Consider the following 12,963-nt stretch of genomic DNA (forward strand, 5'->3'; position numbering starts at 1 on the left):
GCTCGTTGCCAAGGTGGCGCCACAAGGCTACTGGAATTACCCGAAAGGCACCGAGCAAACGCCCACTCATGCGCAGGAAACCAATATGGAGCGCCAGACCAAGCTTGTGGGAATCACCTCGGCGTGCATTGATTGCGTCGCGCTCGGCACCATCGAAGGTGAAAAATGCCTTCATCTCGAAGTCGCTGATATCGCGGGGGAGCCCACGCATCCCCAAAAACGTTGTGTGCCAACCCTGCATCGTGAACCTCAAAAGTGGGAGGCCACCATACCCGTTTACAAAGCGAACAGGAAAGTCAATGAAATCAACGGTCTACCCAGACCACCCCCGCGCCAGTGCTAGCTTTGCGTACCGTCACTTATTGCACTGAAAACGAGGAGACCCCGAAATGGCGATGCGAGATCCAGGCGGGCAGGGCGGCCGCCATCGTCGGAACTGGCGATGGTCGACCGCGCCGGCGTGCATCGCCGGAAATGGCGATGCTGCAGCTCGACGTGCGCGGGCCTGGTGGCATCGTCGGATGCGGCGATGCTCGAGCAAAAAAAAGCCGCCTCGGGGTGCGAGGCGGCGATGACTGCCGGCGGCCAGGGAGGGAGGAAACCGCGCGTGTGGTTGCAGCCCTCCGGGACTTTAGCCGATGCGTGCCGCGCGGCGCGGGCGTTCCGGCTGCTGCTGTTGCTTCTCCGCACGCTCCTGGCGCTGCTCCTGCTGCTGTCGGCGGCCTTCCTCGATCAGCACCTGGCCCACGGCTGCGCCGACCTGGCGCTTGAGGCCGTCGCGGCCCAGCTCGCTCTTGTTCGCCAGGTCGTTGAAGTCGGTGAAGCCCTTGGGGTTCGCCTGCTGCTCGCCCGGCGCGAAGATCGGGAAGATGGCCTTGCCGCCTACGGCCTTCGCGGCTTCCTCGGCCTTGGCGCGGCCGGGGTTGTGGCCGCGCTCGATCTCCTGGGCCTTGTCGTCGTCGCCGGCGATCACGATGGGCTTGTCGGGGAACTTCTCGCGCAGGGCGCGGGCCACGTGCGGCAGGTTGCCCGAGTCGAACGCGGCCACGGTGGCATGCCCCAGCCCTTCGGCCAGGCTCGCGGCCGTGGCATAGCCCTCGGCGATCACCAGCGCCGGCGCTGCGGCCAGCGCATCCATGCCGCCGACCGGGTGGAAGCATCCTTCCTTCTTGCTGTCCTTGGCGAACCGCTTGGTGCCGTCCTCCTGGATGTACTGCATCGTCCACTGCTTGCCGTCCACGTCGAAGGCGGGGATGTAGGTTTTCTGGCCCTCGCGGTCGGTGAACACGCCGGCGTGGGCCTCGATGCCCTTGGCTTGCAGGTAGGGCGTCGGCTGCTCGACCGGCACCAGGTCGGGCATCTGGCGGCCGACGCGCTGCGCGGTGGCTTCCTGGAGCTTGTCTTGCTCGGCGGCACGCTGGGCCAGCTTCTCGGCCGCCTCGGCCTGGAGCTTGGCCTTCTCCTGGTCGCTCAAGGCGTAGCCCTTGCTCTTCCAGGTAATGTCCGTGCCGGTCTTGTTGTTGATGATCCGGCCGGCCGGGTGGCCGTCCAGGTGGCCGACATAGAAGCCATCGAGCGTGCCCTTCTTGCCGCCCTCGACCGGCACGCGATGCCGCTTGCCGTCCATGATCGGGTGATCGCCCTGGGCGTTGCTGCCGGTGAACAGGCCGGCGCTGCGCATGGCCTCGGCGAACTCTTCCCTTGGCGTCATCGCTGGCCCCTGCTGGGCCTGCACGTTCTCGGGCTTCCACTGTTCCAGCTTCGCCATGTCGGCGCGAGGGCCGGCATACCAGGACTTCGCGGCCTTGTCCCAAAGCGCGCCGGCGGCCTTGGCGGCGTTGCGCTGCTCGTAGGGCACGGCAAGGTACTGCCGGGCCTGCTGGACGGCCTGTGCGGCCTTCTGGCCGCCGTCCTGGGCCTCGGGTGCCTGCTGGGTCGGCTTGGCCTCTACGGCCGGCGTAGCGGCTCCCTGCGACCATTTGGCGAAGGGGGCCGCATCCACTCCCGCCGGCACGTACCAGGACTGTTCCTTGCGATCCCAGCGCGCTCCGAGCTGCTTGGCCTCGTCCTTCTCTTTGAACGGCACGCTGATGTACTGCCGTTCGGTTGCCTGGCTGGCCTGGGCCGGCTGCTGGTCGGCCGCAGCCACGCGCTGTTCCTGCGGTGCCTGGTGCTCCACGGAGTCGCCGCGCTCGTCATCGACCCGCTGGGAGTTCTTGGCTTCCTCGGCCGCGACGAACGCTTTGGCCTCCAGCGCCTTCCGGGCTTCTTTAGCCGCTGAAATGTCCTCGTCGGTGCTGTTCGGGTCGCGGCGGACGCGATCCTCTTGCACGCGGGCAAGCCGGGTCGCCTTCTCGTACTCGTCCGTCTGCGAATTGGCGTCGATCAGCGCCAGGCGGTCGGCCAGCTCGTCGGCCTCGCCCAGCGTGCGGGTGGCGGTGAGGTAGGCAAAGGCATCCTCGCCGAACTGCGCTTCGCCCTTCCGGGCGTACAGGTGGTACGCCTCCGGCGTCTCCGTGGCCAGGTCGGCGGCCCGCGTCTCGCCGTCACGCTCGACCACGCCGACAACCCGCACTTCACCCGTCCAGTCGTGGGGCAGGGGGAAGCCCAGCGCATCGTCGGCCGCCAGGTGGAAGGCTTGGCGGTCGCGCTCGCGTGAATTGGTGTTGCCGGTTGCCAGGTCAAGCCGCGTTGCAGCGACTACGGCATCCGGCCGGCGCTCTTCGACCAGGTGATCTATTGCGTCGTTGATCTTCGCTTCCAGCGGCTCCAGGTCGTAGGGCAGCTCGTGCCGCGTCCAGAACTCGTTTTGCGTGTTCATCGGCTGCATGCGATCCAGCACGTCCAGGGCGCGGTCGATCTGCTCCAGGGTCGCGCCTTCGAGCGCACGGCCCACCGTGCCCAGCTCGACGTGCTTCAACATCCAGGCTTCGGCCTGGTCGGTCTGCTGGGGTACTTGCATCGTGGCCTCCTGACTCGCAACGGTTTGACGGGCATCGCGCACGGCCTCACGCCAGGCGTTCGACGCGGCCACGAAGGCATCGCCGGCCTTCTGCACGGCCTCATCGTCGTGCTGGGTCTTGTAGCGGGCATCGCCGGCGTTGTTCTCGCCATAGGCGCGCACCAGCTCGCGCTGGAAAGCATCGTCGGCAGCCTTCATGGCCTCGTGCTGCTCGGCCGTGCGTTCGGCCACGGACAAGGGCTTTGCCTCTTGCTCCTGGGCCAGCGCCGGCAGGGCCAGCAGTTGATCGGGCGCGTAGCTCTCCAGCTCGGCCAGGCTTCTGACCTGGTGCGGTTGTTCGTCTTGTTCGTGGAAGGCAAAGATGCGCTCGCCATCCGCCCACCGCGATTGCGCGTCCAGGTGAGAAACGATCTCCTGGCCGTGCTCGCGCAGCTCATCATTGAGCTGCTGGGCCTCGGCCTGCTGCGAGGCGATGCTGTAGATCGGCTCCAGGCCGTTCTTGACGCGCCGCTCGTCGGCGTACTGCTCGGCCTTGGCGTTGATCTGGCGGGCGATCTCTTCCGGCTTCTGGTCGCGGCCATCGGCATCGCCGATCACCTGGTCGCCCAGCTTCAACGTGACGTAGCGCCGGCGCTCGGCGTCGTCGTGGTAGCCGGCCGACAAGCGCCGCTCGCCGTTCGGGGTGGTCATGGTGCCCAGCGGCCCGACACCTTCAAAGGTGCGATGGACGGAATCCACACGGCCAGGCTCTTGCAAGCCGCTGTAGGCAACCTCCCAGCCGTGTTTTTCGACCAGGGCCTGGAGCGTCAAATCGGAGTAGTGCTGCTCGGGCTGCTGCACCTGGGCCTGCTCTTGTTCCTGAACCTGCTTCTGCTCGAAGGCCAGCACGTAGTCGTGAATCTTCTCGGCGTCGGCAGCGGCGCGGAACACTTCCAGCGGCTCGTCTTGCAGGGCCTTGATCCAGGAACCGACATAGGCGGCGTGCTGGCCCGGATCGTGGCCGATGCCCAGCTCGTCGCCGACGATCATGGAAGCGATCTCGGCGCGCAGCTCTTCCTTGGCGTACCCCTCGGAACCGAAGGGATGGGCCAGGTCGCGGTCAAGGCGGGACGGGTGGCCCGTCCAGTGGCCCAGCTCATGCAGGGCGGTCGCGTAGTAGTTGTCGGCGGTGGGGAACTGGCCCCGGTCGGGAAGGTGGATGCTGTCGGTCGCGGGCCGGTAGAACGCGCGATCACCAGGCGCGTGCGTGATCGACGCACCGGACGCTTTCAGGATGTGCTCGGCGCGCTCGACGGCGCTCCAGGTCTGTTCCTTCTTCTGGATCGGCGGCAGGCCGTCGATCTGCTCGGCGTTGAACACCGTGGCGAAGAACACGCGCGGGCGTTCGAGCTGCACGGTTTCCTTGACCGGCTCGCCCTTCGCGTTGAGAACGGGCCGGCCGCTCTCATCGACCTTGTTCTGTTCCTCGCTGAACTTCCAGTATTGGACAGGCGTTCCCTTCTCGCCCTTGCGAACCTGCGCGCCCACGGCGGCGGCCTGCTTGTAGGTCATCCAACGGCCATCGCTGCGGCCCTGGGCCATCAAGTGAATGGCGTTGATGCCCTTGTACCGCTTGCCGGTGGTCGGGTTCATCGGCAGGTAGGCGTTCGGCTCGCCAGGCTCCCACGGCCGTTGCCACGGCGCGGTGCCTGCCTTGAGCTGCTCGATCAGTTTTTCGGCAACGACTTCATGAAATGGCTTCTTGGGTTCCATTGCTTCATCCCTTCGGAATAGTTCGTTGATCTGCGGAAAGGTCTGCTGCGTCCTGGAACGGTCGTGAAGGCCATCCGCGACCATGCACACGATGTTGTGCAGGTCGGCGACTTGCATGGGCCGCACGCGGGCGATGCAGGTTTCCATGAATGACTGCTGGCCGCGCTCCAGCACCTGGGCCTGGCCCGCGTGCTGGCCGGGCGCGATGCTTTCGCAATGCAGCGCCCAAACCTCTTCCGCGCGCACGTCCATCGAAGCGCCGGCATAGCGGCGGTTGATGTCCTCCCAGCGTGGTTTCAGGCTCGGTTCCTCGCGGGCGGCGATCAGGCCGTCCAGCAGGGCGCGTTTCTCGGCCGGCTTGAAGGTGTTGGCCCCGTAGTGGCCCAGCACTTCATGCCGCAGCGTCAGCACCAGGTCGGCGGCGTCGTCCATGTTCGCCAGGGGCACGTCCACGCGGCCACGGTAGGCCCGGCCGTTGTGGATCGTCTCCTTCGGGACATAGCCGCCCTTGAGGTCTGCCGGGACTTCTGCTGCCCGGTGGCCGTACAGCTCGCCGGTGTTGTCGCGGAACCGATAGGCCAGCTCCAGCGCGCCGGGATAGTCTCGGACGAACGCCAGGGTGACGGCTTGCGCCTCGGCCTGGTTGATCGGCATGGGTTAGCCCTCCTGCGCCTTCTTGCGCGCGATGGCCTCGTCCAGCGATTCGCCCGGCTTCCAGTCGTACAGCTCGCGGATGTTGGTCGTATTGACGAAGGGCGGAAGGTCGTCGCTCGGGCCGCCTTCGGTGATGAAGGCCGGGGCCTGGTCGTCGCCCTGCGAGGCCAGGGCCGCCAGGTCGTCGCCGCTCTCTGCGGCGTCCTGCTCGCTCAATGCGTCCTCCACGAACGCGCCGGCGCGCTCGGCTTCCTCGGGGTCGAACTCGGCCTGGTAGCCGGGCGTCGCCGCGTCGGCCAGCTTCTCGCGCAGCGCGCCGGCGGCGGCCGCGTTGTCGTCAATGGCGGGCAGCTCGGGCAGCACGTCATCGGCCTGGGTGGTGTTTTGCTGGTTCATGGTCATGCTCCTTCGTCTTGGTGGTTACTCGGCTGGGCCATTGCGGCCCTTGCTGTAGTCGGGCCGGCCTTTCAGGTCGGGATAGGTCTGCTTGCACGTGGGGAAGTTGCTGCATCCCCACCAGAATTGCCCCTTGCGCTTGGCCGGCCTGCGCGACAAGCCATTGCCGCAAGCCATGCACTTGTGCAGGGACGAAACCGGCGTGGCTTCCTTGCCGCCGGCGATGCTCACGGCTCCGCTGTTGGCCTTCGCCACCTGGTCGCGGATGAACGCCTCTTGCTTCGTAATGAAGGCGTCCAGGGCCGCCGTGCCCAGCTCGACGCCCTTCAACATGCGTTCGTAAAGGGCGGTCAGCACCGGGCTTCGCACCACCTCGGGCAGCGCGTCGATGACGCTGCGGCCCAGCGTCGTGCTGACGATCTGCTTGCCCTTGGTTTCCAGGAACTCGCGGCGTTTCAGCTCGGAAATGATGGATGCGCGCGTGGCGGACGTGCCGATGCCATCGCCTTCGCGCAGCATCTTCTTGTGCTCCGGGTCGCTCACGAACTTGTGGATGTTCTCCATCGCGCGAATCAGCGTGCCCTCGGTGAAGCGCGCCGGCGGCTTGGTTTTCGCATCGCGTCGGGTGGCCTCGGTGCAGGTCACACCGTCGCCTTGCTTCATCGGTGGCAGGGTCTGCGCGCCGTTCTCGTCGTCGCCTTCCTTGGCGTCCTCTTCGTCGGCCTGCTCGAACACGTCACGCCAGCCGTTGCGCGTGACCACCTTGCCGGACGCGGCGAAGTTCTCGCCGGCGATCTCCACGCCGACCGTGGTTTGCATGTACTCGTGCAGCGGGTAGAACTGCGCCAGGTAGGCGCGGACGATCAGCTCGTAGATGTTGCGCTCGCGCTCGCTCAAGCCGGCCTTGCTGCCTTTCTGCATGGTCGGCACGATGCCGTGGTGGGCGGTGATCTTCGAGTCGTCCCACGTCTTGGACTTGATGCGCGGGTCGGCAGCATCGACCAGGCCGGCCAGCTCGGGGTTCACGTGCTTGACGGCCTCCAGGACGCGCGGCGCGTCGGCGTGCTGCGACTCCGGCAGGTAGGCGCAGTCGGTGCGCGGGTAGCTGGTCAGCTTGTGCGTCTCGTAGAGCGCCTGGCAGGTGTTCAGCACGTCCTCGGCGCTGTACCCGTAGCGCGCGGACGCCAGCGCGGTAATGTCGGACAGCGCGAAGGCCAGCGGCTGGTTCTTCTTCTTGGCTTCCTGCTTGTAGGTGGCGATGGTGCCCGGCTGGCCCTTGACGGCGGCCACCAGGGCATCCGCGACGGCGGTATCAACAAGGCGGCCTTCGCTGTCCAGGCCGGCTTGATCTTCCTTCGCTTTCCAGGCGGCGGCGAAGCTGCCGCCGGCGTGCTCGACCACGGCCTTGATGGTGTGGTACGGCACCGGCTTGAACGCCTCGATCTCGCGGTCGCGGCCGACAACAAGCGCGAGCGTCGGGGTCTGCACGCGGCCCACGGTCAGCAGGGCGCGCGAACCGCCGCGCTGCGCCCGCAGGGTGTAGGCGCGACTTAGGTTCATGCCGATCAGCCAGTCGGCCCGCTGCCGCCCGCGTGCGGCATCGGCCCAGCCCTTGTACGTGGTGTTTTCCTTCAAGGCGGCCAGGCCGCGCTTGACGGAAACCGAATCCTGGGCAGACACCCAAAAGCGGCGCGCCGGCTTGCTGCTCTTGAAGTGCTCCAGCACTTCATCGACCAGCAACTGGCCTTCACGGTCGGGGTCGCCGGCGTTGACGATCTCCTTGGCTTCTTTCAGCAGCTTGCCGATCACGGCGAGCTGCTTCTTGGCATCGTCCTTCGGGTGAAGAACCCACGTCTGCGGGATGATGGGCAGCTCATCGACGCGCCATAGCTTCTTGCCTGATTTGCCGGTCGGCACGTCATCGGGCGTGTACTCGTCCGGGTCGGCCTGCTCCAGCATGTGCCCAAAGCACCAGGTCACTTTGTCGCCGCCGCACTCGATGAAGCCGTCGCCCTTGCCGGTGATGCCCAGCTCGCCGGCGATGGCTTTTGCGACGGATGGTTTTTCCGCGATGAACAGTCGCATGGTGGTTTCCTCCCCTACCAGGTGATGACCGGACGGATCACGGTCTGAACTTGAGAACGATTGATCGGGCCGAAGTAGCGGCCGTCGAAAGACGTGTCGCTCACGTCCGACATAAGCAGCAGCTCGGCATTGCCCAGCGTGTAGGTGCTGGCCTGGAAGCGCGGCAAGGGCCGACCGGACTTGTCGGCCTGGATGGGCTTGCTATGTGGCAGCAGCTCGCCATTGACGCGCACGCCGTCATCGGCCACCGATACGGCATCGTCTTTAGCGGCTAAAACGCGCTTCATCATGTAGCCGTAGTCGCCTGGGCAGAACCCGGCCCCGATGTAGCCCCTTTCCTTGGCGTCATCGAACACGCCGACCTTCGGCGGGCACCAAAGCACGTAAGCGCCCCGCTCCACCGGCGCGCTGCTCGTCCAGTACAGGCCGACCGGAATGCTCTTGGTGGTGTTGATGCGGGCACCGGCGGCATAGCTGCCGGCGGCCAGCACCAGGGCGGCCAGGCCGGCGACGGCTACGCCTTTCGTGATGCGTTTCAGGATGCGGCTCATATCGTGATGCCCTCCCCTGCCTCGACAACCTGGCGCAGCCGGTCGGTGGCCTTCGGCGCGGGGATCGAGGCCCGCGCCTGAAACACCGGGTCTTTGAAGTACAGCGGCTGCTTGCCGTAGATGGCGGGGTAGCCCGCGACGTAGATCACCATGTCGCCGGCTTCCTCGATCTCGCCCTTGTCGTTCTTCTTCGGCCCCGGCATCCGCAGGCATTCATCGGGCGTCAGCAAGGGGCGCTGCACTTCCTGGTAGGTGCGCGACACCTGGCCCAGCATCGCCGCCGTGCGGCGGCCGCTGGTCGTGATCTGCTCCTTCACCACGGTGGTCTGCCCGGTCAGTCGGGACAGGTGTTCGGCTGTCTCGACGCGGTTGGGCGGGTAGGCGTTCTGCACGTGGCAGTTCGACGTGATGCTTTCGTCGTGGCCGTAGCCCGTCTCGCGGCTTCGGAGCTGGTTAATGTCCTGGCAAATCAGGTAGCACTTGATGCCGTAGCCGGCGACGAAGGCCAGCGACTCTTGCATGATTTCGAGCTTCCCGAGGCTCGGGAACTCGTCCAGCATCATCAGCAGCCGGTGCTTGTAGTGGGCCACCGGCCGGCCGTTCTCGAAGTCCATCTTGTCGGCCAGCAGGCGCACGATCATGTTCACCATGACGCGCACCAGCGGCCGCAGGCGGGCCTTGTCGTTGGGCTGCGTGACGATGTACAGGCTCACCGGGTCGTCGGAGTGCATCAGGTCTTTGATGCGGAAGTCCGACCGGCTCACGCTGCGCGCCACCACTGGATCGCGGTACAGGGCCAAATAGGATTTGGCCGTGGACAGCACCGATCCGGCTTCTTCCTCTGGCCGATCCATCATGTCGCGGGCGGCCGATCCGATGGCGTGGTGGTTCTGACCGTCCACGTGCCCGTAGGTGGTCATTTCCATCCATAGCTCGCCAATGTCCCGGTTCGGGTCGGCCAGCATGGCATCGACCGATGGCAGCGTGGCCGTGCCGCCGTCGTTCCTGGCCTTGTAGAGCGCGTGCAGGATGACGCCGACCAGGAGCGCGAAGGCGGTCTTTTGCCAGTGGGAATCCAGGCCCTTGCCGTCCGGGTCAACTATCAAAGTTGCTAGGTTCTGCACGTCGCCGACTTCGGCCTCGGTGCCGACGCGGATTTCGTCCAGCGGGTTCCAGCACACGCCGCCCGAGCTGCTGGCCGGCTCGAAGCGCAGCACCTTGTTCTTCGCGTGCTTCTGCCGCCAGCCGGCGGTCAGCGCCCACAACTCGCCCTTCAAGTCGGTGATGACGCTGCTTGCGCCCCACGAAAGCAGCGTCGGCACCACCAGGCCGACGCCCTTGCCGCTTCGCGTCGGCGCGTAGGTCAGCACGTGCTCGGGGCCGCTGTGCCGCAGGTAGTAGAAATTGCCGTCCTTGTCCTGCCAGCCGCCGACATAGACGCCGGTGGCGGTGGGTGCGTCCTTGCCGGTCACGATCTCCAGGACGTTCCGCTCGCGCGGCAGCAGGCCGGCCGCCTGAATGTCCTTCTTTTCGGCCCAGCGGGCCGAACCGTGCAGGTATTCGTTCGCCTTCGAGCTGTTGGACGTGACGACTTTCGCCACGGCCACACCCAGCAGGCCCACGGTGGCAGTCACCATGCCGATGCTGCCGGCCCGCATGATCTCGTCGGGGTACTGGCTGTACCACTTCGCCGACCAGTTCAGGATCGACCAGGGCGCGTACACGTGCCCGAGGTTGGCCCCGAGGCTCGCGTGATACTGGAACGTGTAGGCGAAGAACTGTGTCGCGGCCTGGAGGCCGCCGACCAGGGACACCCCGCCGAGGATCGGCAGCAACTTGCTGGGCTTCGGCTTCGCGCTGCGAACCTGCGGCCCCACGGCGTTGTTCATCTTTATTTTCATCTACTCCTACCTTTCGACGTTTTGATGGAGCCTTTTGGCGTGATCGTCACGGCATCGCCGACCGCGATGCGCGACATGCGCCGGGCCGTGGCCTGGTCAATGGGCATCACCATGACCTCATCGCCTCGTTTCAACAGGGCCAGCGCCTGGCCCTCGATGTTGCGGACACCCTCGAAAGCAAGGCCACCTTCACCGGCAGTATATCGCGCGTGCTTCGGTATATCGAAACCTTTCGAGCGTTTCGACTCGCGTTCGGCGATGTATTTATCCGCCGCCGCGAGGCCCGGCGGGGCCGCTGCTACTCCTGATCCTGGCCGAGAAATATCCCGTCGCAGTTGGTGATCTGGTTGGGTTCCTTGCTGCTCCAGGTGACGAGGAACATCACGCGGCAATAGCACTTCACTTCCGCCGGCGATGCGAACCACACCGAGTTGGGACAGTGTTCGCAAACGGTGCTGGCTTTGGGGCGGCGGGACTCGTCCAATGCGTCCAATGTCGGGCTTCCGGTGGACGGCTCCGGCGTGAACGCCGGCGGTGCCGGCTCGCCCGCCACCTGGTCGCCCGAAGCCTGCTCGGGCGACGGCGATGGGTCGGGCAGCGTCGTCGTGGGTAGCGGCGCGCTGTCCAGGGCCGCCAGGGCCGCGTCCAGCTCGTCCTCGATGCTCTGCGGGTCGCTGGTCGGCTCGCTCGGTTCGGTCGGGTCGCTCATGGGTGTTCTCCTTCTTCAATAGCGCAAGCCGCCGGCTCTCCAGGGCCGGATCGGCGAACGTGATGGGTAGCTGGGAATCAACGGCCGCGCGAATGATCTGCGCCTGAAACTGCGTGGTGCCGTTGACGGTGATGCGGCTGCCGTAGCGTTCCATCGCCAGCCGTAGAGCTTCTTGCAAGCCCTCGCGCGTGGCCTCGCGCGAGACTTGCAGCTTGTCGCCATCGTCCCGAACGGCCGTCAGGCCGGCGCGGAAGATGATGGTGCCCTTCTTGGTGATGTTGTCCGTCACCGGGGCATGGCCGGGGCGCGGATCGCCCCGGCCCTGGATGGTGTTGCCTTTCAAGCCCTGCGCCGCCTCGCGGGCGCGCAGGGCGGTCAACGCCTCCGCGTTGCCGTGGGTCGCTTCCTTCTTGAGCCAGTCGGCCCACGTGCGGCGGCTGTGGCTGTCGTAGAGGGCCTGGCGGTCTTGCTGGTACTGCTTGTTGATCGCCTGGATTTCGTCGCGCAGGGCCTTGCTGGCCTGGGCATACAGCAGCTTCTTGTTCGGGCCGCTCTCGCCGATCACCTTGATCGTCGCGCGGCGCAGGCGGCCGGAACGCTTCGCGGCCTCGACCAGCCGATCCTTGCGCCGGCGGGCCTGCTCCAGCGCCTGCCCACGTGTCGCGGTCAAGGTCTGCTGCTCGGCCTTGTACCGGGCGTACAGCTCGACCGTGTTCACGCGCAAGCGGATCGGGTCTTTCTGGTACTGCCGCTTCGCTTTGGTTCGTGTCTGCCGTTCGGGCGAAGCCTCGAACGGGCCAAGCCGCGCCTCCAGCTTCGGCTTGGAAAGGTCGCGGGCTAGGGTGCTCGCCTTGACCATCGTTCCGTCGCCGGCCTCGATCACCAGGCCGTTCGCACGCTCGCGCAGTTCCAGGCCGTTGTCGCGCATGACCTGGTGCAGCTCCTGCCAGGACTGCGCGCCCTTGATCTCGTCCAGGCATTCCCGCTTGATCCAGCCGACCAGGCTTTCCACGCCCGCGTGCTGCTCCATGTCGGCCGCCCTGCCCTCGGCACCGCGCTGGCGTGGTTCGTGGTTGTCCCGCTCCAGCCCGTAGTCGCGCTCCAGGGCCGTGCAAAGCTCGGCCAGCGCCCGATGCGAGTAGTACGGCTCGTGCATCGTGTTCCGGGTCGGGTGAATCTTGTTGATGGCGATGTGGATGTGCAGGTTGTCGGTGTCGTTGTGAACGGCACTGACGCGCTGGTGTTCGCCGTAACCCAGCCCGGCGCAGATACGTTCCTCAATCGCCCGCAGGGTGTCGGCGCTGGGCTGCTCGCCGGCCCGGAAGCTGACGATCAGGTGATAGGTCTTGTCGCCCTTGGCCCGCGTGTTCGTGTGCTGGGTCGCCAGAACCTCGGTGATGGCGTCCTGCACGGACACGGCATCGCAGTTCGTGATCTGCACCTGGCCCAGCCGGTGATCCTTGCTCTGCGCGTCGGTGACGTAGTTCACCAGGCCGGCGAAGTCGGACTTGCCCAGCGAGCGCATGGGTACGTGCTTGGCGATCATCGGCCAGCCCCTGGCTTTTTAGCCGCTAAAAAGCTCAAGGCTCGGCCCTCGGCTGCACCACGGACTTCATGAGTCGGCTCATTTCGTCCTGGGTGGCTTCGATCCGGCCCAGCAGGGCAAGGATCGTGGCGTCTCCGAAGCGGGCCGTGCGCGGGTCGTCGGTGAGCCATAGCTTGAGCAAACCGCCCAGCCGGCCGAGGTCGCCATTCACCCGCACCAGCTCGCGCACGTACTCGTAATCCATGACGCCCCTGATCTGGTAGCCCTGGCCCACGTCGCGCAGGTAGCGCGCCACGCTGACCCCGGCCCTCTTGGCGTTCGCCTCGATCTGTTCCTTCTCGTCGGGGAACACCGGCACCCGTAGGTGCTGCCGCCGCTTCGCGGTCGGCTGTTCGTCGGCTTCCATG

8 protein-coding genes are annotated in these 12,963 nt (G+C 66.2%); all 8 read right to left on the bottom strand.

The window, feature by feature from the left end; all coding sequences use genetic code 11:
- Nucleotides 1–241, bottom strand: a 241-nt coding sequence (locus tag C1I89_RS35785) for a DUF4158 domain-containing protein (protein WP_146196963.1), incomplete at its 3' end; no start/stop codon positions are given.
- Nucleotides 242–631: 390 nt separating this feature from the next.
- Nucleotides 632–5,368: a zincin-like metallopeptidase domain-containing protein gene (locus C1I89_RS31555; RefSeq protein WP_012478234.1), complete on the bottom strand. Its 4,737-nt coding sequence runs from the start codon at nt 5,366–5,368 to the stop codon at nt 632–634.
- 3 nt (nt 5,369–5,371) lie between these two features.
- The gene (locus C1I89_RS31560) at nt 5,372–5,764 is read right to left on the bottom strand and encodes a hypothetical protein (RefSeq protein WP_012478235.1); all 393 of its coding nucleotides are present in this window, start codon (nt 5,762–5,764) and stop codon (nt 5,372–5,374) included.
- A 24-nt stretch (nt 5,765–5,788) separates the two neighbouring features.
- The gene (locus C1I89_RS31565; RefSeq protein WP_011255183.1) at nt 5,789–7,849 is read right to left on the bottom strand and encodes a DNA topoisomerase III; all 2,061 of its coding nucleotides are present in this window, start codon (nt 7,847–7,849) and stop codon (nt 5,789–5,791) included.
- A 14-nt stretch (nt 7,850–7,863) separates the two neighbouring features.
- Nucleotides 7,864–8,400: a conjugative transfer signal peptidase TraF gene (gene traF, locus C1I89_RS31570; protein ID WP_012478236.1), complete on the bottom strand. Its 537-nt coding sequence runs from the start codon at nt 8,398–8,400 to the stop codon at nt 7,864–7,866.
- A complete protein-coding gene (locus C1I89_RS31575; protein ID WP_014386464.1) occupies nt 8,397–10,289 on the bottom strand; it encodes a type IV secretory system conjugative DNA transfer family protein in 1,893 nt (630 codons plus the stop codon). Before C1I89_RS31575 ends, traF begins: the two co-directional genes overlap by 4 nt.
- Before the next feature lie 8 nt (nt 10,290–10,297).
- Nucleotides 10,298–12,556: a TraI/MobA(P) family conjugative relaxase gene (traI, locus tag C1I89_RS31580; RefSeq protein ID WP_012478238.1), complete on the bottom strand. Its 2,259-nt coding sequence runs from the start codon at nt 12,554–12,556 to the stop codon at nt 10,298–10,300.
- A gap of 34 nt (nt 12,557–12,590) precedes the next feature.
- Nucleotides 12,591–12,962 (bottom strand): conjugal transfer transcriptional regulator TraJ, encoded by a 372-nt coding sequence (traJ, locus tag C1I89_RS31585; RefSeq protein ID WP_011255188.1) that lies wholly within the window; start codon nt 12,960–12,962, stop codon nt 12,591–12,593.
- Between the last annotated feature and the right edge of the window lies 1 nt (nt 12,963).

It is taken from the genome of Achromobacter pulmonis, from assembly GCF_002885955.2.
GTDB classification, from domain to species: Bacteria; Pseudomonadota; Gammaproteobacteria; order Burkholderiales; family Burkholderiaceae_B; genus Achromobacter; species Achromobacter pulmonis_A.

Bases quoted from the DNA above. Each gene is read 5' to 3' on its own strand.
- C1I89_RS31565 (WP_011255183.1), bottom strand. From the start codon at position 7,849: ATGCGACTGTTCATCGCGGAAAAACCATCCGTCGCAAAAGCCATCGCC.
- C1I89_RS31555 (WP_012478234.1), bottom strand. From the start codon at position 5,368: ATGCCGATCAACCAGGCCGAGGCGCAAGCCGTCACCCTGGCGTTCGTC.
- C1I89_RS31560 (WP_012478235.1), bottom strand. From the start codon at position 5,764: ATGAACCAGCAAAACACCACCCAGGCCGATGACGTGCTGCCCGAGCTG.
- C1I89_RS31575 (WP_014386464.1), bottom strand. From the start codon at position 10,289: ATGAACAACGCCGTGGGGCCGCAGGTTCGCAGCGCGAAGCCGAAGCCC.
- traI (WP_012478238.1), bottom strand. From the start codon at position 12,556: ATGATCGCCAAGCACGTACCCATGCGCTCGCTGGGCAAGTCCGACTTC.
- traF (WP_012478236.1), bottom strand. From the start codon at position 8,400: ATGAGCCGCATCCTGAAACGCATCACGAAAGGCGTAGCCGTCGCCGGC.
- traJ (WP_011255188.1), bottom strand. From the start codon at position 12,962: ATGGAAGCCGACGAACAGCCGACCGCGAAGCGGCGGCAGCACCTACGG.